The sequence below is a fragment of the Arthrobacter sp. CAL618 genome (assembly GCF_000468215.1).
Classification (GTDB): Bacteria; Actinomycetota; Actinomycetes; order Actinomycetales; family Micrococcaceae; genus Arthrobacter_D.
In genome coordinates this window covers 491-1,604 of the sequence record NZ_ASZW01000103.1, presented here as the reverse complement: position 1 = coordinate 1,604, position 1,114 = coordinate 491, and the positions used below count along the sequence as shown (strand labels likewise).

1 protein-coding gene and 1 pseudogene are annotated in these 1,114 nt (G+C 66.1%); both read left to right on the top strand.

Annotated elements, in window-relative coordinates; genetic code table 11:
* Positions 1-336: ATP-binding protein DrrA1-3 family domain-containing protein (locus tag K728_RS21220; protein WP_024476261.1), on the top strand; the 336-nt coding region annotated here is incomplete at its 5' end.
* A pseudogene (locus K728_RS23120) lies at positions 336-1,114 on the top strand (ABC transporter permease); the annotation flags it as partial. The gene K728_RS21220 and the pseudogene K728_RS23120, both read left to right, overlap by 1 nt.

The following is a 1,114-nucleotide window of genomic DNA, read 5'->3' as shown; positions in this document are numbered from 1 at the left end:
CTGCTCTCCAGCCATATCCTGAGCGAGGTGGAACAGCTCTGTGACCGGGTGACGATTATCCGTTCGGGCCGGGTGGTCGAGTCGGGCTCGCTGGCCGAACTCCGGCACCTCAAGTTGACCCACTTTCGGGTGGAGGGAGTCGACGCCGGACTCCTGGCCCGCCTTCCGGGTGTCCAGGACGTTCACGACGACGGCCTGGCCGCCGAATTCGAGGTGGAGGCCGCCAATCTCCCGTCCGTCCTGGAGGGAATCGCTGCCGTCAGGCCCACCGGTCTGACCATTTCCCCGCCATCACTCGAGTCGCTGTTCCTGCGCCACTACGCCGAGCCATCCTGATGTCCGAAATTCTCCGGCTTGCGTTGGCGCAGCTCCGGCGGGACCGGATTCTGCTGCCGATCTGGATCCTGGGCATTGCCTTGCTGGGTTATGTCACAGCCACCGCGGTGGCCAGCGAGTTTAGCGAGACGGGTGACCGGCGGGCGATCATCGCCGTGGCTGCAGCGAACCCTTCACTGCTGTTCCTGCGCGGGCTGCCGGACGGTTTTAGCCTTGGTGCGGTGGTGTTTTTCCAGGGGTTTGCGTTCACCGCCCTGTTGGCGGGCTTGATGAGTACGTTCCTGGTCATTCGCCATACCCGCGCCGACGAGGAACTGGGGCGTGCGGAACTCATCGGGTCCACACTGCTCCCCCGTGCCGCACCGCTCGCCGCCACGCTGCTGGTGGGCGGCGCCGCAAACCTCCTGCTTGCCGGTTGCGTGGCGGCCAGCTTCCTGGCTGCTGGGCTGCCATCCCCCGGGTCCATCACGGCTGGTCTTGCCGTCGGCGCAGTGGGACTGTTTTTTGTCCCGGTGGCGGCCCTAGCCGCACAGGTGATGCCGTCGGGGCGCAGCGCCAACGGGGTAGCCTCAAGCCTGGTGGGTGCTGCCTACCTGCTACGAGGTATCGGCGACGCAATCGGTACGCCCAGTGCGGACCTCACCCAAGTCACGAGTGGCTGGATTTCGCTGATGTCGCCGATCGGGTGGGGACAACGTTCCCGACCCTTCACCACGGCGGACACTGCGCCGCTATTCGTGCTTGCGGTGGCCGCAGTTGCTGTAGGTGCGGCGGTCCT